Origin of the sequence: Pseudomonas sp. UBA6753 (assembly GCF_002453565.1) — a bacterium.
In the GTDB taxonomy this organism is placed as follows: Bacteria; Pseudomonadota; Gammaproteobacteria; order Pseudomonadales; family Pseudomonadaceae; genus Aquipseudomonas; species Aquipseudomonas putida_Z.
In genome coordinates this window covers 73,834-94,782 of the sequence record NZ_DKHD01000014.1, presented here as the reverse complement: position 1 = coordinate 94,782, position 20,949 = coordinate 73,834, and the positions used below count along the sequence as shown (strand labels likewise).

Annotated in this window: 18 protein-coding genes and 2 riboswitches; of the genes, 15 read left to right on the top strand and 3 right to left on the bottom strand. The window is 65.0% G+C overall.

Going from position 1 to position 20,949, the window contains the following annotated elements:
• The first annotated feature begins 209 nt into the window (after positions 1–209).
• On the top strand, positions 210–1,493 hold the full coding sequence (locus tag B2790_RS06615; protein WP_025338521.1) for an NAD(P)/FAD-dependent oxidoreductase: 1,284 nt from the start codon (positions 210–212) through the stop codon (positions 1,491–1,493).
• Positions 1,494–1,604: 111 nt separating this feature from the next.
• On the opposite strand, the gene B2790_RS06610 is transcribed toward B2790_RS06615, so the two are convergent.
• Positions 1,605–2,339, bottom strand: coding sequence for a peptidase C39 family protein (locus tag B2790_RS06610; protein WP_085619087.1), 735 nt, complete (start codon positions 2,337–2,339; stop codon positions 1,605–1,607).
• Positions 2,340–2,504: 165 nt separating this feature from the next.
• Here B2790_RS06610 and B2790_RS06605 point away from each other — a divergent pair, with 165 nt between their 5' ends.
• Positions 2,505–2,681, top strand: a complete 177-nt coding sequence (locus B2790_RS06605) for a hypothetical protein (protein ID WP_167506588.1) — start codon at positions 2,505–2,507, stop codon at positions 2,679–2,681.
• A gap of 132 nt (positions 2,682–2,813) precedes the next feature.
• Here B2790_RS06605 and B2790_RS06600 read toward each other — a convergent pair whose 3' ends face one another.
• Together B2790_RS06600 and B2790_RS06595 are read right to left on the bottom strand one after the other, a co-directional pair.
• Entirely contained in the window at positions 2,814–3,566 is a 753-nt protein-coding gene (locus B2790_RS06600) for a TerC family protein (protein WP_003260907.1), read from the bottom strand.
• 29 nt (positions 3,567–3,595) lie between these two features.
• Positions 3,596–3,835: a hypothetical protein gene (locus B2790_RS06595; RefSeq protein WP_025338519.1), complete on the bottom strand. Its 240-nt coding sequence runs from the start codon at positions 3,833–3,835 to the stop codon at positions 3,596–3,598.
• A gap of 133 nt (positions 3,836–3,968) precedes the next feature.
• Between B2790_RS06595 and nhaR the strand changes: the two genes are divergently transcribed.
• The 13 genes from nhaR to B2790_RS06530 all read left to right on the top strand — a co-directional run bounded on the left by nhaR (position 3,969) and on the right by B2790_RS06530 (position 20,830).
• Positions 3,969–4,862 (top strand): transcriptional activator NhaR, encoded by an 894-nt coding sequence (gene nhaR / locus B2790_RS06590; protein ID WP_286918498.1) that lies wholly within the window; start codon positions 3,969–3,971, stop codon positions 4,860–4,862.
• A 35-nt stretch (positions 4,863–4,897) separates the two neighbouring features.
• Positions 4,898–5,105: riboswitch (cobalamin riboswitch) on the top strand.
• Positions 5,106–5,214: 109 nt separating this feature from the next.
• Positions 5,215–7,341 carry a TonB-dependent receptor gene (locus B2790_RS06585; protein WP_286918497.1) on the top strand — a complete coding sequence of 709 codons (2,127 nt, stop codon included), beginning with the start codon at positions 5,215–5,217 and terminating at the stop codon, positions 7,339–7,341.
• Positions 7,342–7,544: 203 nt separating this feature from the next.
• Entirely contained in the window at positions 7,545–8,711 is a 1,167-nt protein-coding gene (locus tag B2790_RS06580) for a DUF1624 domain-containing protein (protein ID WP_274079361.1), read from the top strand.
• A gap of 28 nt (positions 8,712–8,739) precedes the next feature.
• A riboswitch (cobalamin riboswitch) is annotated at positions 8,740–8,937 on the top strand.
• Between the two features lie 111 nt (positions 8,938–9,048).
• Positions 9,049–10,059, top strand: coding sequence for an ABC transporter substrate-binding protein (locus B2790_RS06575; RefSeq protein ID WP_274120231.1), 1,011 nt, complete (start codon positions 9,049–9,051; stop codon positions 10,057–10,059).
• Positions 10,059–11,075: a FecCD family ABC transporter permease gene (locus B2790_RS06570; protein ID WP_084785139.1), complete on the top strand. Its 1,017-nt coding sequence runs from the start codon at positions 10,059–10,061 to the stop codon at positions 11,073–11,075. The genes B2790_RS06575 and B2790_RS06570 overlap by 1 nt, the downstream gene beginning before the upstream one ends.
• A complete protein-coding gene (locus B2790_RS06565; RefSeq protein WP_286918496.1) occupies positions 11,072–11,860 on the top strand; it encodes an ABC transporter ATP-binding protein in 789 nt (262 codons plus the stop codon). Before B2790_RS06570 ends, B2790_RS06565 begins: the two co-directional genes overlap by 4 nt.
• 16 nt (positions 11,861–11,876) lie before the next feature.
• The gene (locus B2790_RS06560; protein ID WP_286918495.1) at positions 11,877–13,217 is read left to right on the top strand and encodes an OprD family porin; all 1,341 of its coding nucleotides are present in this window, start codon (positions 11,877–11,879) and stop codon (positions 13,215–13,217) included.
• A gap of 111 nt (positions 13,218–13,328) precedes the next feature.
• Entirely contained in the window at positions 13,329–13,808 is a 480-nt protein-coding gene (locus B2790_RS06555; protein WP_137163516.1) for a hypothetical protein, read from the top strand.
• Between the two features lie 78 nt (positions 13,809–13,886).
• The gene (locus B2790_RS06550; protein ID WP_286918494.1) at positions 13,887–15,458 is read left to right on the top strand and encodes a sensor domain-containing diguanylate cyclase; all 1,572 of its coding nucleotides are present in this window, start codon (positions 13,887–13,889) and stop codon (positions 15,456–15,458) included.
• A gap of 227 nt (positions 15,459–15,685) precedes the next feature.
• Complete coding sequence (locus tag B2790_RS06545; protein WP_025338510.1) at positions 15,686–16,462, top strand: ParA family protein; 777 nt, start codon at positions 15,686–15,688, stop codon at positions 16,460–16,462.
• A 135-nt stretch (positions 16,463–16,597) separates the two neighbouring features.
• Positions 16,598–17,008 carry a DUF2946 family protein gene (locus B2790_RS06540; protein WP_085705700.1) on the top strand — a complete coding sequence of 137 codons (411 nt, stop codon included), beginning with the start codon at positions 16,598–16,600 and terminating at the stop codon, positions 17,006–17,008.
• Positions 17,009–17,078: 70 nt separating this feature from the next.
• Positions 17,079–19,229 carry a TonB-dependent receptor gene (locus B2790_RS06535; protein WP_286918492.1) on the top strand — a complete coding sequence of 717 codons (2,151 nt, stop codon included), beginning with the start codon at positions 17,079–17,081 and terminating at the stop codon, positions 19,227–19,229.
• A gap of 263 nt (positions 19,230–19,492) precedes the next feature.
• Positions 19,493–20,830, top strand: a complete 1,338-nt coding sequence (locus tag B2790_RS06530; RefSeq protein WP_286918491.1) for an MFS transporter — start codon at positions 19,493–19,495, stop codon at positions 20,828–20,830.
• Positions 20,831–20,949 lie beyond the last annotated feature (119 nt).

The following is a 20,949-nucleotide window of genomic DNA, read 5'->3' as shown; positions in this document are numbered from 1 at the left end:
GTGCCTGTCGTGTGGTGCGCATTCTACCCATTCCAAAAACCATGTCAATACTTTTTTTCGCGCTAACCTACTGAATCTTAAACTCTTTATAGAAAGGCTCGCTGACGGGGACCGAGTAAAGGATTTTCAACGGACGACTAGCGGGTGTTTATTATTATTGATAGCATCGGTACATTCGTTAAAAATATAAAACACGAGGTTCCTGCAGCATGGCTAACACCCCCTACCCCCAGTCCTACTACGCCGCCTCGGCCAACCCGGTGCCGCCACGTCCGGCGCTGCAGGGTGAGGTGGAAACCGATGTGTGCATCATCGGCGCCGGCTACACCGGCCTGTCCAGCGCCCTGTTCCTGCTGGAGAACGGCTTCAAGGTGAGCATCGTCGAAGCGGCCAAGGTCGGCTTCGGCGCATCGGGCCGCAACGGTGGCCAGATCGTCAACAGCTACAGCCGCGACATCGACGTCATCGAACGCACCGTCGGCCCCAAGCAGGCCCAGCTGCTGGGCCAGATGGCCTTCGAAGGCGGGCGCATCATTCGTGAACGCGTGGCCAAGTACAACATCCAGTGCGACCTGAAGGACGGTGGCGTGTTCGCTGCCCTCACCAGCAAGCAGATGGGCCACCTGGAGTCGCAAAAGCGCCTGTGGGAACGCTTCGGTCACAACCAGCTGGAGCTGATGGACCAGAAGCGCATCCGCGAAGTGGTCGCTTGCGACAACTATGTGGGCGGCATGCTGGACATGAGCGGCGGCCACATCCACCCGCTGAACCTGGCCCTGGGCGAAGCCGCCGCGGTCGAGTCGCTGGGCGGCATCATCTATGAACAAACCCCGGCCGTACGCATCGAGCGTGGCGCCAACCCGGTGGTGCATACCCCGCAGGGCAAGGTCCGCGCCAAGTTCATCATCGTCGCCGGCAACGCCTACCTGGGCAACCTGGTGCCGGAACTGGCCAGCAAGTCCATGCCATGCGGCACCCAGGTGATCACCACCGAGCCGCTGGGCGACGAACTGGCGCGCACCCTGCTGCCGCAGGACTACTGCGTCGAGGACTGCAACTACCTGCTCGACTACTACCGCCTGACCAGCGACAAGCGCCTGATCTTCGGTGGTGGCGTGGTGTACGGCGCGCGTGACCCGGCCAACATCGAGGCGATCATCCGTCCGAAGATGCTCAAGGCCTTCCCGCAGTTGCAGAACGTGAAGATCGACTACGCCTGGACCGGCAATTTCCTGCTGACCCTGTCGCGCCTGCCGCAGGTTGGCCGTATCGGCGACAACATCTACTACTCCCAGGGCTGCTCGGGTCACGGCGTGACCTACACCCACCTGGCGGGCAAGGTGCTGGCCGAGGCCATGCGTGGCCAGGCCGAGCGCTTCGACGCCTTCGCCGGCCTGCCGCACTACCCGTTCCCGGGTGGCCAGATGCTGCGTGTGCCGTTCAGCGCCATTGGTGCCTGGTACTACAGCCTGCGCGATCGCCTGGGCTTCTGATGTAGCCAGGGCTGGCCTCTTCGCGGGCACGCCCGCTCCCACAGGATTTGTGCTGGTTGCACGGCCCCTGTGGGAGCGGGCGTGCCCGCGAAAGGGCCGGTACAGACAAAGCTATTTGTTCAGGCTACTCACAGCCTGCTTCGCCGCAATCTCCTGCCCCGCCCGCGCCAGTTCATCCGCAGCCTGCAACCAGCGCTGGCGGTCCACCTGGGCCGGCAATTGCCGCGGTGGCTGCACCAGCACCGCCCAGCTCCCAAGCTTCGCCCACGCCGAGGCAAAGTCATCGAACGCCATCAGCTGCCGCCGGTGCATGCCTGAACGCAACAGCACCCGCTGCTTGTAGCGGTCGTAGCCGATCAGCACGGCATAGCGTGGCTCGCTCCACCAGGCCGAACCATCCTCGTAACGCAGCAGCACCGGGTTGCCTGCCGCCACTTGGGTCAACAGCGCGTCCAGCTGCTTGTCCAGCGGATACACCACCATGCCGTAGTCGCGCGCCACCCGGGGGATGCTGGTGTCCAGCGCCTCGGCGCCCTGGGGCAGGTTCAGCGGCTTGTCCAGCAGCCCCGGCGTGATCGGAGCCCCCTGTTGCGACAGCACCGCCGCCAATGCCATGGCCCCGCTGTGGTTGGCGTTGCCACGGTAGAACGGCACGCTGCTGATCTCGACCCGCTGCGGCAGGCCCTTGAGGTTGGCGGAGGGTGCGCTGGCACAACCGGCCAGGCTGGCCGCTACCAGGCAGGCCGCCAGCAGCCGACGAGGGATGGTCTTGAAGGAAGGTTGCTGCATGGACACTCGCTTGCTCCAACGCCGGGCAGGCAGCGCCCGGCTCTGGCCACCGATCATAGGTCGGACAGCGGCGCGGGTATAGTCCGACACCGGTTAGGAGCAAATCGGACCAAGCAATAGACCTTTGGTCAATGGAACGTCACAGGCGAGAGACTAGACTAAAGCAGTGTCTGGAAGGCCAGCGTCGGCGACCGAGCGCGGCCCGTAGAGATGGAGGCACAGATGAGCCTGACCATGGCAATCCTCATGCTGGTGGGCATGTGGCTGAGCGTTGCAGCCGCCATGCTATGGGGTGTACTGCGTATCGTGCGGCGTCATTCCCACCACCACCTGCCACCGCAGGCCCCCGCCAAGCCACAGCCTGTGCGTCGGGCGCGGCGGCATGCCGGGGTGCACTGACTACAGATTTTCCCTACTCCCATTCGCGGGCTTGCCCGCTCCCACAGGGACCGCGTAGCTATCTGGCTGACGCGGCACCTGTAGGAGCGGGCAAGCCCGCGAACGGGGCGCGAGCGCCCCGCATTTTTTACATCAACCTTCAGCCGCCTCACGCTTCAACCGCGCCCGACGGGCCAGGATGTTGAGGATCTCGATCGCCGTCGAGAAGGCCATGGCCGCGTACACATAACCCTTCGGTACATGGGCGCCGAAACCTTCGGCGATCAGCGTCATGCCGATCATGATCAGGAAGCCCAGGGCCAGCATCACCACGGTCGGGTTGTCGTTGATGAAGTTGGCCAACGGGTCGGCGGCCACCATCATGACGATCACGGCAGTGATAACGGCAATGATCATGATCGGCAGGTGCTCGGTCATGCCCACGGCGGTGATGATGCTGTCGACCGAGAAGACGATGTCCAGCAACAGGATCTGGAAGATCGCCGCGGCAAAGCCCAGGGTAACCGTCGACGACACCTTGGCTTCTTCCTTGGCCCCGTGCGGGTCGACGTTCTCGTGGATTTCCTTGGTCGCCTTCCACAACAGGAACAGGCCACCGGCAATCAGGATCACGTCCTTCCAGGAGAAGGCATTGCCGAACACTTCGAACACCGGGTCGGTCAGCTGGACAATCCAGGCCACCGTGCTGAGCAACGCCAGGCGCATGACCAAGGCCATGCTGATACCGATACGGCGCGCCTTGGAGCGGTACTCCACCGGCAGCTTGTTGGTCAGGATGGAGATGAAGATCAGGTTGTCGATGCCCAGCACGACTTCCATGGCTACCAGCGTAGCCAGGGCAACCCAGGCGGTAGGGCTAGCGACGAGTTCCAGCAAGTATTCCATTGTTCAAATCCTGCAGCAGCGGTTGGGGGTCAGATTTCCTGGGTGTCTTCTTTCTTGTCGGCGTCCTTGGGCTTGTGCCCTTCGCTGCCGATGGCCTCGCTCAACGCCTGCTGTGCGGCCTTGTTGGTGTCGTCGATGGCCTGCTTGGCCGACTGTGCGGCCTGGTCGAGCATCTGCTGGGCGGATTTCTCGGCCTGCTCGCAACCTGCCAGGGTGAACAGGGCCAAGGCCAGCACCAGCGGCGTGCCGATGGATTTGAGTTGCAGCATGGGTTCCTCGCTTTTCATGTCCCGGCGGCGCACACAGCGCCTGATGGGGTCGTATTCTAAAGAGTGCAACACATCCGGAAAATTCGTATTTTCAGCGGTTATACTTCGGTTTTTACGAATCCGGAACATACCGATGCTCAACTATCGGCAGTTGCACTACTTCTGGGCCGTGGCCAAGACCGGCAGCATTGCCCGCGCCAGCGAACAGTTGAACCTGACCTCGCAAACCATCAGCGGGCAGATCAGCCTGTTCGAACAGACCTACGGCCTGGAGTTGTTCCAGCGCGTGGGGCGCCAGCTGGAACTGACCGAAACAGGGCGCCAGACGCTGATCTATGCCGAGCAGATGTTCCAGCTGGGTAACGAGCTGGAGGCCATGCTGCGGGCCGGCCCGCAGGAGCAGATCCTGTTCCGCGTGGGCGTGGCGGACGTGGTGCCCAAGTCCATCGTCTACCGCCTGCTGGCACCGACCATGGAGCTGGACGACGTGCTGCGTATCAACTGCCGCGAAGACAAGCTCGAACGGCTGCTGGCCGACCTGGCGATCCAGCGCCTGGACCTGGTGATTTCCGACAGCCCCATGCCCAGCCACCTGGACATCAAGGGTTATAGCCAGAAACTGGGCGAGTGCGGGTTGAGCTTCTTCGCCACCCCGGCGCTGGCACAACGCCTGGAAGGCCCCTTCCCCGCCTGCCTGCAGGATGCGCCATTGCTTATCCCCGGGCAGGAAACCGTGGTACGCAGCCGCCTGCTGCGCTGGTTGGGTGAGCAGCAGGTGCAGCCACGGATCGTGGGCGAGTTCGATGACAGTGCCTTGATGCAGGCGTTCGGGCAGTCGGGCAGCGGCATCTTCGTCGCGCCCAGCGTGATCGCCGAGGAAGTGTGCCGCCAGTACGGCGTGGAGCTGATCGGGCAGACCGAGGCGGTGCACGAGTCGTTCTATGCCATTTCGGTGGAGCGCAAGGTCAAGCACCCGGGGATCGTGGCGATTACCGAGGGGGCGCGACGAGAGTTGTTTCATTGGTAGCAGGCAGATTTGACGCCTCCCGCGTTTCAATGGTCATATGCCCGCCAGTTTCAGGTGCCCTGCGCCGCCGCGCGCAGGGTGAAACGGGAAGCCGGTGCGTCGTGTTGCCCACGACAAGTCCGGCGCTGCCCCCGCAACGGTAAGCGAGCGAACCCTTCGAGATACCACTGTGCACACGCATGGGAAGGTGAAGGTTTCATGCCCCTCGCAAGCCCGGAGACCGGCCTGGAGCTTCACTTGGCAACCCGCGGTGGGCGGGCGCAGGCCGGTATCCGTGCGCGCGCCTGCGTGCACGGTGCGCCTTTGCGTGTTTTCCACCGGGATCCATTCATTCCTGCAGTAGTGGAACGACATGTCCCGTATCTTCAAGCTTCACCCCCTGGCGGCCTGCCTGGCCGTATCCCTGCCGGCCCTGGCCGATGACCTCGACCGACAGCCACTGGCCCTGCCCTCCACGGCCATCACCGACACCCAAGGCAGCCACGCCATCGACCTGGCCACCCCGACCCAGGCGGGCTCGCGCCTGGGCCTCAGCGCCCTTGAGACACCGGCCAGCACCAGCAGCATCAGCGCCGAGCAGATCCAGCAGCGCAACAACCTCACCGTGCAGGACGCGGTAACCCGCTCACCGGGCATCAGCTACATCGGCTCCCCGGGCGACGGCGGCACGGGCCTGTCCGCCCGCGGCTTTACCGGGCACAACTCGGTGATGACCCTGTTCGACGGCGCACGCCTGTACACCGGTGCCGGCACCCAGACGTTCCCGGTCGACCCGTGGATGGTCGAGCGCATCGATGTGATTCGCGGCCCGGCTTCGGTGCTGTATGGCGAAGGGGCCACCGGTGCAGTGATCAACGTTATCCCGAAAAAGCCGTTTGCCGGCGAGGTACGCAACCACCTGCGCCTGGGCTACGGTTCGTGGGACCGCCAGCAGCTCGGCCTGGACAGCGGCGGCAGCCTCGGCGAGCGCCTGAGCTACCGCCTGGCCCTGAACCAGCAAACCGGCAACGGCTGGGTCGACCGCACCCCGTCACGCAGCCTGGCGCTGAGCGCCGCGCTGCGCTTCGATGCCAGCGACGACCTCAGCTTCACCCTCGCCCACGACCGCGGCGATGCGCAGCCTGCCAACTACTACGGCACCCCGCTGATCGACGGCCACTACCGCAGCAGCCTGCGCAAGAAGAACTACAACGTGCAGGACGATGTGCAGCACTACGTCGATGAATGGACCCGCCTGAACACCGACTGGACGTTGAGCGACCACCTCAGCGCCAGCAACCAGCTGTACTACATCAAGAGCCGCCGTCACTGGCGTAATGCCGAGGAGTACAGCTGGGATGCCGGGCGCCAGCAGCTGCTGCGCGGCAGCTACCTGCAGATCAAGCACAACCAGGAACAGTTCGGCGATCGCCAGGCCTTCACCCTCGACCACACGCTGTTCGGCCTGGCCAGCAAGACCGTGGTCGGCGCCGAGTACAACAAGGTCCGCTTCAATGTCGACAGCAACGCGCCCTACAACGATGTGGGCGGTGACTACGTCGACCCTTGGCAGCCGCAACCGGGTTGGTTCCACAGCGCCTCGCCGCTGCGCCCGCAAACGCTGTCTACCACCCACACCTTTGCCCTGTTCGCCGAAAACCGCCTGCAGTTGAGCGATCGCCTGTCCCTGGTCACCGGCGTGCGCCGCGACCAGAACCACATCGTCCAGGAGAAACTGACCACCGACAGCCGCAGCGACCGCAGCCTGCAAGGGGGCAACTGGCGTGCCGGGCTGGTGTTTGCGGTCAGCGACGACCTGTCGCTGTATGGCCAGTACTCCACCAGCGAGGACGGGGTCGACAACCTCATCAGCCTCAGCGCGAACCAGATGCACTACGACCTGACCGAAGCCAGGCAGACCGAGGTGGGCCTGAAGCAGCGCTTCTGGGAGGGGCGTGGCGAATGGACATTGGCGGCCTACCACATCGTCAAGAAGAAGTTGCTGGTGGATGACCCGGTCACCCACGAGAAGCAGCAGGCTGGCCAGCAGACGTCCGACGGCCTGGAGGCAACCCTGGAACTGGCGCTGGCGCACCAGTGGCAGGTGTCGGCCAACGCGGCGATCGTGCGCGCCAGGTATGACGACTTCGACGAAATGGTCGGCGGCGTGGCGCAGGACCGTGCGGGCAATCGCCCGGCCAATGTCCCGCGGCGTACCGCCAACCTGTGGCTGAGCAAAGGCTTCGGCCAGCGGCTGGAGGCCGGCATTGGCGCGCGCTATGTGGACGAGCGCTATGCCAATACCGCCAACACCTACAGCGCCCCCGGCTACACCGTGGTGGATGCCGACATCGGCTGGCAGGTGTTGCCGGATGTGCGGCTGGGGTTGCAGTTGAACAACCTGTTCAACCGTGAGTATGTGCAGTCGGCGTTCAGTGGCCAGCAGTGGCTGATGGGGATGCCACGGTCGTACTTTGCGACGGTGGATTACAGCTTCTGATCTGAGCTGCCTGCACCGGCCTCTTCGCGGGCTTGCCCGCTCCCACAGGTACTGCACAGATTTCAGAATGGGTGAAATTCCTGTGGGAGCGGGCAAGCCCGCGAAAGGGCCGGTACAGGCCCCACAAAAACAGTTACCAACTCACCATCATTTAGTTATAAGATAACGTTTCAGTTGACATCCATTCCTATCAGCGACCTCCCATGACAAGCGCCAGCGCCACCCCCACCCTGCTCAACCAGCGTCTGCAGAGCATCGATGCCCTGCGCGGCCTGGTGATCCTGTTCATGCTCCTGGACCATGTCCGCGAAACCTTCTTCCTGCACCGCCAGGTCAGCGACCCGATGGCCATCGATACCACCGAGCCTTCGCTGTTCTTCAGCCGCACCCTGGCCCACCTGTGCGCGCCGGTGTTCGTCATGCTGACCGGCCTGTCGGCCTGGCTGTACGGCGAAAAACACCAGGGCCGCGGCGATGTCTCGGCGTTCCTGTTCAAGCGCGGGCTGTTCCTGGTGGTGCTGGAATTCACCCTGGTCAACTTCGCCTGGACCTTCCAGCTGCCGCCCAGCGTCATCTACCTGCAGGTGATCTGGGCCATCGGCGTGAGCATGATCGCCCTGTCGCTGCTGGTCTGGCTGCCACGTGCCGCCCTGATCACCCTGGGCGCAATCATCATCACCGGCCACAACCTGCTCGATGGCCTGCACTTCGGCGCCGAATCCGCCCTGCATGTGCCATGGGCGATCCTGCATGACCGGGGTTGGCTGGAGTTCTCCGAAAACCTGCGCCTGCGCACCTCCTACCCGGTGCTGCCGTGGATCGGTGTCATCGCCCTGGGCTACGGCCTGGGCCCGTGGTTCGCCCGTGGCAGCGCGGCCGGCCAACGCCAGCATCGCCTGCTGCTGGCCGGGCTGATCGCGCTGCTGGGCTTTGTCGTGTTGCGCCTGGTAAACGGCTACGGCGAGGCGCCGTGGAGCGCTTACCCAACCGTCACGCAAACCCTGATGAGTTTCTTCAACATCACCAAGTACCCGCCGTCGCTGCTGTTCCTGGCCCTGACCCTAGGCTGTGGCCTGCTCTTGCTGCGCGCCTTCGAACGCGCCGGCCAGGCCCGCTGGATCAGTGCCCTGGCGGTGTTCGGCGCGGCACCGATGTTCTTCTACCTGCTGCACCTGTATGTGCTGAAGCTGCTGTACCTGGCCAGCGTGGCGCTGTTCGGCCGCAACCATGGCGACTACTTCGGCTTCGACGGCATCGCCGCGGTGTGGCTGGGGGCAGTGCTGCTGGCGGTTTCGCTGTACCTGCCGGTGCGCTGGTTCGCTCGCCTGAAGGCGCGGCGGCGCGACATCACCTGGCTGAAGTACTTCTGAAAAGCGTTTTCACCCGGCGGCACGATGGTCTACCATGCCGGCCGCCGGTTTCCACCACGGAATCAATAGGGAATCCCAGGCCCGCCAATTCGGGCCAAACGGAACTGCCCCCGCAACTGTAGGTGCCGAGCCTGCTCCATCGATGCCACTGGGCCACGAACCCGGGAAGGCCGGAGCCAGGCCATGACGCACCAGTCAGGAGACCTGCCGGCCTACATTCACCAACCGGCGGGGTGTCCGGGATTGGCCATCAGTGTTGCCCCTGCCGCCAGCGGGGGCTCGGCGATGCCTGTCCGTGCGTTCCTCACCCGAACTGTCCGATAGGAGATCGCCCAGCATGCTGCCCCGTTTTGCCACCCTGCTCGCCGGCCTCGGCCTCACCGGCCTGGCCCAGGCTGCTGCCACCCATTACCCGCTGACGGTCGACAACTGCGGCAAGCCGCAAACCTTCGCCCAGGCGCCGCAACGCACGGTCACCATTGGCCAGGCCGGTACCGAGATGCTCTACGCGCTGGGGCTGGGCGACAAACTGGCGGCCACCTCGCTGTGGTTCAACAATGTGCTGCCCGAGTACCAGGTGCAGAACGCCAAGGTGCCGCGCCTGGCCGACAACGAGCCCAGCTTCGAGGCGGTAGTGGGCAAGCGCCCGCAACTGGTGACGGTGCAGTTCGAATGGATGGTCGGTGCCCAGGGCGTGGTCGGCACCCGCGAGCAGTTCGATGAACTGGGCATCCTCACCTACCTGCTGCCGTCGGACTGCGAAGGCAAGGACAACCTGGTGGGCGCCGATGGCACCCGCCTGCAGGCGTTCCAGGTCGACACTATCTACAAGAGCGTCAGCCAGCTGGCGGCAATCTTCGACGTGCAAGACCGTGGCACGGCCCTGAATGCCGAACTCAAAGGCCGATTGGACAGTGCCAAGGCGCAACTGGCCGACAAGGACCTGTCCGCCACCTCGGCGCTGTTCTGGTTCTCCAGCGCCGACCTGCACATCGACCCCTACGTGGCGGGCCGCCAGGGAGTCGCCGACTTCATGCTGCGCACCCTTGGCGTGCGCAACGTGGTCGACTCCAGCGAAGAATGGCCGACCGTAGGCTGGGAAACCCTGGCCAAGGCCAACCCCACCTGGCTGATCATTGCCCGCATGGACCGCCGCCGCTACCCCGCCGACGACTACCAGAAGAAGCTGGCATTCCTGCGTAGCGACCCGGTAACGCGCAACATGGACGCGGTGAAGCACGATCGCATCATCATCCTCGACGCCGACGCCATGCAGGCCGGCATTCGCTTGTTCAGCGGCCTGCAGACACTGGCCACCGCCTTCGCCAGCGGCAAAGCAGCCCAGTGATGATGCGCCTGTTACCCTGCATCGCCGTTGCCCTGGCCGCCCTGTTGGCGGCCCTGCTGGCCGGCACCGCCATCGGCGAAACCAACCTGTCGCCCGGCGTGGTCGGCCAGGTGCTGGCCAACCACCTGTGGCAGGCCGGCTACCCGGTCGACCCGATCGACGCCGGCATTGTCTGGAACTACCGCCTGCCCCGCACCCTGGTTGCTGCGGCCTGCGGCGCCGGCCTGGCCACCTGCGGCGTGATCCTCCAGGCACTGTTGCGCAACCCGTTGGCCGAGCCTTATCTGCTGGGGCTGTCTGCCGGCGCCTCGACCGGTGCGGTGCTGGTGGGCCTGCTGGGCTTCGGCAGCCTGGCGCTGAGCATGTCCGGCGGCGCCTTCATCGGCGCCCTGGCAGCGTTCGCCCTGGTACTGGTGCTGGCCCGGGCAGCCGGCCCCAGCAGCAACAATGCCCAGGTGATCCTTGCCGGGATCGCCGGCTCGCAACTGTTCAACGCCCTTACCGCCTTCCTCATCACCATGTCGGCCACCGCCGAGCAGGCGCGCGGCATCCTGTTCTGGCTGCTGGGCAACCTCAGTGGCGTGCGTTGGCCTTCGGTGTGGCTGGCCGTGCCAGTTGTACTGTTCGGGCTGTTGGTGTGCTTGTGGCATCGCCGTGCCTTGGATGCCTTCACCTTCGGTGCCGACTCGGCGGCGTCGCTGGGCATCCCGGTGCGGCGTACCCAGTTGCTGCTGATCAGCTGCGCGGCGCTGGTGACCGCCGTGATGGTGTCCATCGTCGGCGCCATCGGTTTTGTCGGGCTGGTGATCCCCCATGCCCTGCGCCTGCTGCTCGGCCCCGGGCACAGCCGCCTGCTGCCCGCCAGCGCACTGGGCGGGGCACTGTTCCTGATTGCCGCCGACATCCTGTCGCGCACCTTGATCCCGGGCCAGGTGATCCCCGTTGGCGTGGTCACCGCGCTGCTCGGCGCACCGGTCTTCGCGCTGATCCTGGTCAGCCGCCGGGGGCGCCCATGACGGTCATGACGGCGCTACAGCTGGCCCCCTTGAGTTGCCAGCACCTGGGGCTGCAACTGGCCGGCAATACCGTGCTCAGTGATATCGAACTACGTGTTGTCGCCGGTGAAACCCTGGGCATCGTCGGCCCCAACGGTTCCGGCAAATCCTCGCTGCTGAAGGTGCTGGCCGGGCTGCGCAAGCCAGGCAACGGCAGCGTGCAACTGCTGGGCGAACCGCTGGCACGGTTGCCCCGCCGCCGTGTCGCCCAGGCCTTGGCGCTGGTCGAACAGCAGGCCGACACCCTCGATGCGATCAGCGTGTTCGATGCCGTTGCCCTGGGCCGCACCCCCTGGCTGTCGGCGCTGGCGCCGTTCTCCGGGGAAGACCGCGCGATCGTCGAGCAGGCCCTGGCCGACCTCGACGCCCTGCACCTGCGCACCCGCCTGTGGGGGTCGCTGTCCGGTGGCGAGCGCCAGCGCGTGCACATTGCCCGTGCCCTGGCACAGCGGCCGCAGGTGCTGCTGCTGGACGAGCCGACCAACCACCTGGATATCCAGCACCAGCTGAGCCTGTTGCAACAGGTGCAGGCCCTGCCGGTGACCACCCTGGTGGCCTTGCACGACCTCAATCAGGCGCTCACCTGCGACCGCGTCGCGGTGCTCGACAAGGGCCGCCTGGTCGCCCTCGGCAAACCGCTCGAGGTGCTTACACCCGAGTGCCTGCTGAACACCTTCGGCGTGCACGCCCATTACCTCATCGACCCCTTCGACGGCGCGCACATCCTGCGTTTTCGCGCCCCCTGAACAGGAAGTTCTGCCCATGCCGCGCCCTGCCGTTTTGCTGCTCGCCAGCGCCCTGCTCGCGCCCCCTGCGCTGGCCGACTCCGCCCAGTCGCAAAGCAACGGCTTTGTCGAGGATGGCCGCTGGAGCCTGCTCAACCGCAGCGTATTCGACCAGCGCGACTACAAGCATGGCGGGCGCAACAGTGCCGGGCGCAACGCCTACAAGCGGCGCGATGAACGTAGCGGCAAGGCCGAGGAATGGGCCTATGGCCTGATGGGCACCTTCCGGTCCGGTTTCACCCAGGGGCTGATTGGTGTCGGGATCGACGCCCACGCCTACCTGGGCGTGCAACTCGACAGCGGCGGCGGGCGTGTGGGCAAGGCACGCTTGCTCGGGGTGGATAACGAGGGGCACCCGAAGAACGAATACAGCCGTGCCGGCGCGGCACTGAAACTGCGCATGTCCGATACCGTGCTGTCCTACGGTGAGCAACGGGTCAAGACCCCGGTGTTCAGTTCCTCCGACAGCCGCCTGCTACCCGAGACCGCGACCGGGTTCTTCCTTGACAGCACCGAGTTCGACCACCTCAGGCTGGTGGCCGGGCACTTCAACGAGAGCGCCGACCGCAATGCTTCCAGCCACGACCAGGGCTTCGTGGTGAACTACTCCAATGGCCGCCAGGGCAACAGCTTCGATTTGGCCGGCGTGGTGTGGAACCCCGGCGCCGCCTTCAGCGGCAGCCTGTACACCTCACGCTACCAGGACAGCTGGAACCAGCATTACCTGGGCAGCACCCTCAGCCATGCCCTGGATGAGCGACGCAGCCTCACCCTCGACCTCAACCTGTACCGCACCACCGATACCGGCAAAGCGCTGTCCGGGCACATCGACAACACCACCTGGAGCCTGGTCTCGCGTTACGACCACGGGCCGCACGGTTTCAGCCTGGGCTGGCAGCAGGTGGACGGCAACACGCCATTCGACTACGTGACGCGAGGGGCGATCTTCATTGCCAACGCGGTGCAGATGTCGGACTTCAACGCACCGAACGAGAAGTCGTGGCAGGCGCGCTATGACCTGAACATGGGCGCCTACGGCGTGCCGGGGTTGAACCTGACGGCGTTGTACGTGCGCGGGTTCGATATCGACGGCAGCCATGTCGACCCTGCGGGCGGGTATGCGTACCTGGGGTATGGCAAGGGGGGCAAGCATTGGGAGCGCGACCTGGAGGCACGGTATGTGGTGCAGAGCGGCAAGGCCAAGGGCACCGCGTTTTCGCTGCGGCATAACGTGCATCGGGGCAATACGGCGCAGGCGGAGCTGGATGGGGACCAGATACGGTTGGCGGTGGAATGGCCGTTGGGGGGTGGGTTCTGATGTTTCGCGTGACCTGAAAAATTCTGGGGCCGCTGTGCGGCCCCCAAAATCCATCAGGCAACCACAACTGCCGTATAATCGGCAGCACTCACTGCCCAACCAGGCCACGCCATGCCTCGCCTCCAGAAGTTGCTGCTGCCCCTGCTGCTGACCGCAGCCCTCACCGCCTGCGACCAGAAACCCTCCCGTGAAGAACAGATCCTGGCCCAGCTGCCGCTGCAGGATGCCTACACGCACAACATCGAACGCATGGCCGCGCTGCTCGGCCGCACGCACCCGCAGCTGCCGCAAGCGACCATCCAGGGCGTGCTGCGCAAGCACCTGACCGTCGAGGACCAGCGCCAGGACCTGTTCCGCCTGTACAGCGAAAAGAACTTCAGCGATGCCGAGTTCGCCACCATCGTCGAGGCCACTCAGGACCCGGCCAAGGCCCGTGCCCTGGAAGACACCGAGGCCGGCAAGCGCCTGAGCGAAAAGCTCACCGCCCTGATGCGCGAATCGGCCCGCGACACGAAGGTGCAGGCCCTGGCCGAGCAGCGCATGCAGCAGGTTGAAGACGAGCTGGACGCGCTGGAAAAGGCAGGCTCCTGAACGCGGTTCCCCACTGCGCTCATAAGGCGTAAGTTTGTTCCCATTTCGTAGCTGTTTTTCGATCACCCGAGGTCAGGATTGCCACACGCCAAGCACGGACTGCGCCCGGATCTACGCACACTCATTCTGGTGCTTTGCGCCCTTACCGCCGTGGTCATGCTGTGCGCCAGCTACTTCGCCAGCTACCGGGTGCAACGCCAACTGCTGATCGACCATGCCCTGGAAGCCAACCGGGTGTATGCGATGAAGCTGGCAAGCATCACCGAGACCTTTATCGACAACGCCTTGCAGCAGCTGTCGTTCAGTGCTGGCGTGCAAGGCCGCCAGCTGGGTGACGCCGTCGCCCTGCAGGCGGAGACCGAGCGTGTCCTGAGCCAGAGCATGGCCTTCAATTCCACCTTCGTAATCGATGCCAACGGGGTGCTGCTGGCGATTTCCCCCGCCCCCTTGCGGCACCTGGTCGGCAGCCACATGCATTCGCCCGGTGTCCAGGAGGCGCTGCAGGCGCGCCGCCCATTGGTGTCGACGCCCTACATATCGGCGGCCAACAACCTGGTGGTGGCGCTGTCGCAACCCATTTTCGACAGCAATGGCCGCTACCTGGGGTATGTCGGCGGCAGCCTGTACCTGCGTGAACGCAACATCCTCAACAGCCTGCTGGGCGAGCATTTCTACAAGGATGGTTCCTACCTGTACGTGGTCGACCGCAACCGCCGGCTGCTGTACCACCCCGACAGCCAGCGCGTGGGGACGGTGGTTGAAGGCAATGAATTGATCGATCAGCTGGCGAGCCTGGGCAGTGGTACCCGGCAACTGACCAACAGCCTCGGCGTGGAAATGCTCGCCGGATACGCCACCGTGCCCAGCGCCGGTTGGGGCGTGGTGGCGCAGCAGCCGCTGACCCAGACAGTGACGCCGCTTAGCCACCTGATCCTCAACGTGGTCGGCACCTCCGCACCGTTGGCGCTGGTGGGCAGCGTGCTGCTGTGGTGGCTGGCCATGACCATCGCCCGGCCGCTGTGGCAGCTGGCCGCCGGCGCCCGCTCGATGGACCGTGCCGGCACTGCCGAACGCCTGCATCGGGTACCGGCCTGGTATTTCGAGGCGGCCGAGTTGAAGCGCGCGCTGCTGTTCGGGCTGAACCTGCTGCATGAACGCATCGGCCGACTCAACCGCGACGCCCAGACCGACCCGCTGACCGGCCTGGGCAACCGCCGCAGCCTGGAGTTCAACCTGTCGTTGCTGGAAGCCGAAGGCCGGGCGTTTGCGGCCATCGTGCTGGATGTCGACCATTTCAAGCGGGTAAACGACTGCCACGGGCACGAGGTGGGTGATCAGGTGTTGCGCCGGTTGGCGGAGCTGATGCGCCGCTGCTGCCGCGAGGGTGACCTGCTGTGCCGCACCGGCGGCGAGGAGTTCCTGATGCTGCTGCCGGGGGCTAGCCTGGACGTTGCGGCAGTGGTGGCCGAGCGGCTGCGGGTGACGGTGCAGGATACGCCAGTGGAGCCGGTGGGGGCGGTGACGGTGTCGCTGGGGGTGGCGCATTGGGATGGCCAGACCGAGAGCGAACCGGGGGATGCGTTGAGCGAGGCTGACCGGGCGCTTTACCGGGCCAAGCAGGAGGGGCGTAATCGGGTAGCTGTTGCCTGAGCGTCTTGTTTCTCCTGTACCGGCCCTTTCGCGGGCGCGCCCGCTCCCACAAGGGAATGTGACACGCTCTCGAACATTGTTCCCTGTGGGAGCGGGCATGCCCGCGAAAGGGCCGGCACAAACAATGATGAATGGGCAGGCTGTAACATTCCTTGTCATAAAACTGTCTTGTTCCAGTCATAGGATTGACCCCAACCTGACATTTTCACTTCATGGATGAGCGTCTAATGCGTCGTGTGGTTTTCAATCAGAAAGGTGGCGTCGGAAAGTCCAGCATCGCCTGCAACCTTGCCGCCGCCAGTGCCGCCGAAGGCTACCGGACCTTGCTGGTCGACCTCGACCCGCAGGCCAATGCCACCTACTACCTGACCGGCCTGGTCAATGACGCCATTCCTTCCGGCATCGCCGATTTCTTCCGCCAGACCTTGTCGCCAGTCACCGCTGCCGGCAAGAAGCACCGGGTGGCGATCACCGAAACCCGTTACAGCAACCTTCACCTGGTGACCGCCAGCCCCGACCTCAGCGACCTGCAAGGCAAGCTGGAGAGCAAGTTCAAGATCAACAAACTACGCAAGCTGCTGGTGGAACTGGGCGAGGACTACGAGCGGATCTACATCGACACCCCGCCGGCGCTCAACTTCTATACCTTCAGCGCGCTGGTGGCGGCCGAGCGGCTGTTGATCCCATTCGACTGCGACAGCTTCTCGCGCCAGGCCCTGCACTGCGTCATGGCCGAGGTCGAAGAACTGCGCCAGGACCACAACCCGGCGTTGCAGGTGGAAGGTGTGGTGGTCAACCAGTTCGCCGGGCGCACCGCGCTGCACCAGACCCTGGTCGAGCAATTGCGCGGTGAAGGCATGCCGGTGCTGCCGGTGTACCTGAGCAGTTCGATCAAGATGCGTGAATCGCACCAGGCCTCGGTGCCGCTGGTGCACCTGGCACCGCGGCATAAACTGGCGCTGGAGTTTGTTGATTTGCTGGATGTACTGGAGCGTGCGGCCTGACAGAACCCTGGGGGCGCTTTGCGCCCCTTTCGCGACACAAGGCCGCTCCTACAAGGCATCGCGTCAAATTGCAGCCCCAAAATATCAAGCCCGAAGCACTACCCGACCGTTCATCCGGATGGTAGATTCGCCGCCATGAAAACCACCCGGCATACCCGCACGCTGACCGCCTGGACGCTCTACGCCAGTGTCCTGTTCAGCCTGGTTCTGTGCGGCCTGCACCATGGCCAGATGGGTGGCCTGCGCCTGGCCGGCCTGGAAGGTGGTTTCTGCTCGATCAACAGCGAACACGGCGTTGCCATCGACCTGGATGGCGCCGGCGGCGACCAGCACATGGCCCAGCTCGACTGCCCGGTGTGCTCCTCGTTCGGCCTGGCCGTGCCGCTCAGCAGCGGAGGCTGGTCGTTCACCCCTACGCAAGCCGTGGCCACCTCGCCCATCGTGGTGCGCAGCTGGGCGCAACCGCCGCCGCGCTATCAACGCCCCGCCCTCAACCCCCGCGCCTCCCCCGTCGCTTTCCCCGCAGCCGTACTTCATTTCGCCTGACCTCGACCGGGCGCGCCTGACTGCGCGCGCTCGCGGTCAGCCATGACCTTTGCGTGGAAGACACACCAACATGCTTCGCAAAACCTCCCTGGTGCTCCTCATGGGCACCTGCAACCTTGCCTGGGCGGATGCTGCCCCGGTGGAACTGAGCGCCACCACCATCGACGGTGAACGCGACGCCGCAAGCGGCGTGCAACTGGACGAGCCGATCCGCACCGGTTCGCGCCTGGGCCTCACCGCGCGGGAAACGCCGGCCTCGGTCAGTGTCTCGGACCGCCGCCTGATCGAGGAGCGCGGCGCCAAGGACAGCCAGGACGTGATCAACGCCATGACCGGCGTCAATGCCTCGGCCAACCCCGGTTTTGGCGGCTTCGTCGCCTACCGCGGCTTCACCCAGAACCAGGTTACCCAGTTGTACAACGGCATCAACCTGGGCTACAGCAGCGCCACCCGGCCAGTGGATGCCTGGGTGCTCGACCGCGTCGAACTGATCGGCGGGCCATCGTCGTTCCTGCATGGTGCGGGCGCGGTGGGTGGCTCGATCAACTACATCACCAAGCTGGCCAGCCGCGATCAGCAGACCATCGACGGCCGTATCCGCCATGGCAGCTTCGACGACAGTGAAGTGGCGTTCGGCGTCAACCAGGCACTGGCCAGCAACCCCGCCGATGCCCGCCATTTCATGCGCCTGGACTTCAGCCGCGGGCAGGGCAACGGCTACATCGACCGCAACGAACGGCACACCGACAGCCTGGCCTTCTCGTTGCTGAGCGACCTCACGCCCAACCTCACCCACACCTTGGCCCTGGAGTACCAGGAAGACCGCGAAGACAGCCCTTACTGGGGCTCGCCGATCCTGCCCGGGCGCAGCACGATGAAGATCGACAAAAGCCGCCGCTTCGAAAACTACAACGTCGGCGACGGGCGCTACGAGCAGCGGGTACGCTGGCTACGCTCGATCCTCGACTACCAGCTCAGCGACAGCACCAGCGTGCAGAACACGCTGTACCACTACAACGCCCAGCGCGATTACCGCAACCTCGAACGCTACAGCTACACCAGCGATGGCAAGGTACAGCGCAGCAGCCCTTACCTGCAGCGCCACGACCAGAACCTGCTGGGTGACCGCATCGAGCTGCGCCACGACAACCAGCTGTTCGGCCTGGCCAGCCAGTGGTCGCTGGGGCTGGAGTACTCGCGCATGCGCCAGACCCTCTACCCCACCTCAAGCAGCTGGAGCGACGTGGTCGATGCCGAGCACTTCGCCCCCGGCAGCTTCGACGACATCCCCGGGGTGAATGCCGGCCTGACCAAGCAACGCCGTCACGAGGTGACCAACCGCGCGGTGTTTGCCGAAAACCGCCTGCAACTCACCGAACGCCTGGCCCTGCTGACCGCCCTGCGCTACGACTACCTGGACATGCAGGTGACCAACTACGGCGCGGTGACGCCAACCTCGCCGGCGTTCTTCGAACGCCGCTGGGAACCGCTTTCCGGGCGTATCGGCCTGACCTACGCGCTGACCCCCTCCGCCAGCGTCTATGCGCAGTACAGTACCTCTGCCGACTTGCCGGCCGGCTCGCTGGCGGCAGCGACCTATTCCAACGTCGGGCTGTTCGACCTGTCCAAGGGCGAGCAGTGGGAAGTGGGCAGCAAGTTCGACTTTCTCGACGGGCGCGGCGCAGCCACGCTGGCGTTGTACCAGATCGTGCGCAAGGACTTTGCCGTGCGCGACTCCAACGACGCCAACCTCACGGTCCAGGCCGGGCAGCAGACCTCGCGTGGCGTCGAGCTGTCCGGGCGCCTGCAGGTGATGCCGAAGCTGCTGGCCGAGGCCAACTATGCCTATGTCGATGCGCAGTACGACGAGTTCAACGAGGCGGTCAACGGCGTGTCGGTATCGCGCAAGGGCAACGCACCGGTGAACGTACCGGCCAACGTCGCCAACCTGTGGCTGACCTACAGCCTGACACCGGCGTGGTCGGTGGGGGCAGACGGGCGCTACGTGGGCTCGGTGTATGCCGACAACGCCAACAGCCTCAAGGCCCCGGCGTACACCCTGTTCGGCGCGTTCGCCCGCTACCGGCTGGATGAACACACCACGCTCACCGGGCGAGTACGCAACCTGACCGACGAGGTGTATGCCAAGCAGGCCTACAACAGCCAGTACTACATGGGGCCGCCGCGTACCTTCGAGCTGGCGCTGGACATGCGCTTCTGAGCCCATGGCCCTATCGCCGGCAAGCCAGCTCCCACAGGTACTGCACAAGCCTTGAGTGCGGTGCAAATTCTGTGGGAGCTGGCTTGCCGGCGATAGGGCCATCAGGGGCAGCCCATCATGTTCGGTTGAATCAGGTATCCCGAGGTCGCCCTCGACAAAGCGCCTTCCAGCGCCCGGCGATCTACTGGCAAGCACAACAATGATGGCGCGGCCCGACCGCGCCACTTTCATCATGCCTGCCAATGGAACCGGAGAGCACTCGCATGCCCGCACCTCACGAGGTATCCCCCGCCACCCTGCGCCGGGTGATCGCCGCCTCGGCCATCGGCAATTTCGTCGAATGGTTCGACTTCGCCGTCTACGGCTTTCTCGCTACCCTGATCGCCAGCCAGTTCTTCGCCAGCGAAGACGCCAGCGTGGCCTTGCTCAAGACCTTTGCGGTGTTCGCCGTGGCGTTCGCCCTGCGCCCGCTGGGCGGCATCGTGTTCGGCGCGCTGGGTGACCGCCTGGGGCGCAAGCGCATCCTGTCGCTGACCATCCTGCTGATGGCCGGCTCCACGACCCTCATCGGCCTGCTGCCGACCTACGCCAGCATCGGCCTGGCAGCCCCCGCGCTGCTGACCCTCGCGCGCTGCCTGCAGGGCTTTTCCGCCGGTGGCGAGTATGCCGGGGCCTGCGCCTACCTGATGGAGCATGCGCCCAACGACAAGCGCGCCTTCTATGGCAGCTTCGTGCCGGTGTCGACCTTTTCCGCCTTTGCCTGCGCGGCAGTGATCGCCTATGGCCTGGAAGCCAGCCTGTCGGCCGAGGCGATGAATGCCTGGGGCTGGCGCATCCCGTTCTTGATCGCCGCGCCGCTGGGGCTGGTCGGCCTGTACCTGCGCTGGCGCATGGAAGAAACCCCGGCGTTCCGCGAAGCCATCGCCCAGGGCAAGGAGCATGAACATTCGCCGCTCAAGGAAACCCTGCGCAACCATGGCCGGGCGATCCGCAACCTGGGGGCCTTCATCTCGCTGACCGCGCTGTCGTTCTACATGTTCACCACCTACTTCGCCACCTACCTGCAACTGGTCGGCAACCTGACCCGCGCTCAATCGCTGCTGGTAACCACCGTGGCCCTGCTGTTCGCCGCGGTCGGCTGCCCGCTGGCCGGGGCGTTCTCGGACCGCGTCGGGCGGCGCAAGACCATCGGCTTTACCTGCCTGTGGGTGATGCTGTGCGTGTTCCCGGCGTACTGGCTGGCCAGTTCCGGCTCGATGTCCGGTGCGCTGCTGGGGGTGATCCTGCTGGCGGTGGGGGCGTTGTGCAGTGGCGTGGTCACGGCGGCATTGCTGTCGGAAAGCTTCCCTACCCGCACCCGCTATACCGCTTCGGCAATTACCTACAACGTGGCCTATACGCTGTTTGGCGGTACCGCACCGCTGGTGGCGACCTGGCTGATCGGGCAGACCGGCAGCAGCCTGGCACCGGCGTTCTACCTGGTGGTGATTGCACTGGTGGCGTTGGTGGGTGGGTTGGCGTTGCCGGAGACTTCGCGGATTTCGTTGCATGATGAGGCGGGAACGGAGAGTGCGCGGCCCGGAGCCCGTAGTATCGTTTGATATTTTGGGGGCTGCTTTGCAGCCCTTCGCGGCGGTTCGGCGTCCCGACTTGCCCGCTCCCACAGGGATCGCGCAAACCATGGGTTCAGCGACACACCTGTGGGAGCGGGCAAGTCGGG

Coding starts and splice junctions, on each gene's coding strand:
- B2790_RS06535 (WP_286918492.1), top strand. CDS start 17,079: ATGCTTCGCAAAACCTCCCTGGTGCTCCTCATGGGCACCTGCAACCTT.
- B2790_RS06545 (WP_025338510.1), top strand. CDS start 15,686: ATGCGTCGTGTGGTTTTCAATCAGAAAGGTGGCGTCGGAAAGTCCAGC.
- B2790_RS06555 (WP_137163516.1), top strand. CDS start 13,329: ATGCCTCGCCTCCAGAAGTTGCTGCTGCCCCTGCTGCTGACCGCAGCC.
- B2790_RS06565 (WP_286918496.1), top strand. CDS start 11,072: ATGACGGTCATGACGGCGCTACAGCTGGCCCCCTTGAGTTGCCAGCAC.
- B2790_RS06575 (WP_274120231.1), top strand. CDS start 9,049: ATGCTGCCCCGTTTTGCCACCCTGCTCGCCGGCCTCGGCCTCACCGGC.
- B2790_RS06540 (WP_085705700.1), top strand. CDS start 16,598: ATGAAAACCACCCGGCATACCCGCACGCTGACCGCCTGGACGCTCTAC.
- nhaR (WP_286918498.1), top strand. CDS start 3,969: ATGCTCAACTATCGGCAGTTGCACTACTTCTGGGCCGTGGCCAAGACC.
- B2790_RS06595 (WP_025338519.1), bottom strand. CDS start 3,835: ATGCTGCAACTCAAATCCATCGGCACGCCGCTGGTGCTGGCCTTGGCC.
- B2790_RS06570 (WP_084785139.1), top strand. CDS start 10,059: ATGATGCGCCTGTTACCCTGCATCGCCGTTGCCCTGGCCGCCCTGTTG.
- B2790_RS06585 (WP_286918497.1), top strand. CDS start 5,215: ATGTCCCGTATCTTCAAGCTTCACCCCCTGGCGGCCTGCCTGGCCGTA.
- B2790_RS06530 (WP_286918491.1), top strand. CDS start 19,493: ATGCCCGCACCTCACGAGGTATCCCCCGCCACCCTGCGCCGGGTGATC.
- B2790_RS06580 (WP_274079361.1), top strand. CDS start 7,545: ATGACAAGCGCCAGCGCCACCCCCACCCTGCTCAACCAGCGTCTGCAG.
- B2790_RS06600 (WP_003260907.1), bottom strand. CDS start 3,566: ATGGAATACTTGCTGGAACTCGTCGCTAGCCCTACCGCCTGGGTTGCC.
- B2790_RS06560 (WP_286918495.1), top strand. CDS start 11,877: ATGCCGCGCCCTGCCGTTTTGCTGCTCGCCAGCGCCCTGCTCGCGCCC.
- B2790_RS06610 (WP_085619087.1), bottom strand. CDS start 2,339: ATGATCGGTGGCCAGAGCCGGGCGCTGCCTGCCCGGCGTTGGAGCAAG.
- B2790_RS06605 (WP_167506588.1), top strand. CDS start 2,505: ATGAGCCTGACCATGGCAATCCTCATGCTGGTGGGCATGTGGCTGAGC.
- B2790_RS06615 (WP_025338521.1), top strand. CDS start 210: ATGGCTAACACCCCCTACCCCCAGTCCTACTACGCCGCCTCGGCCAAC.